Consider the following 248-nt stretch of genomic DNA (forward strand, 5'->3'; position numbering starts at 1 on the left):
GCCCGAGACGGCCGAAGAACTCGTCCAGGGTCAGGCAGCGCGGAATGCTCGGCACCAGGTTGAATTTCTTGCCCAGCGCCGAAGGCTGGCGGGCGATGACGCTGATCGCCTCTACCATGTAGTCCACCGTGGTCAGGCCCTCGCGCAGCTCGCGCAGGAGCGGCACGGCCCGGTACTCCAGGCAGGTCCGCGCCAGCCGGCTCCACCACTGGTAGTCGGCGTAGGCGCCGGTACGGCTGTGGCAGGTG

At 69.0% G+C, this 248-nt stretch carries 1 protein-coding gene; it reads right to left on the reverse strand.

The features are described from left to right. Positions 1-248, reverse strand: a 248-nt coding sequence (locus ACLJNW_RS27380) for a hypothetical protein (protein ID WP_410961701.1), incomplete at both ends; no start/stop codon positions are given.

It is taken from the genome of Salmonella sp. SAL4457 (assembly GCF_046548235.1).
Lineage (GTDB): Bacteria > Pseudomonadota > Gammaproteobacteria > Enterobacterales > Enterobacteriaceae > Salmonella > Salmonella enterica.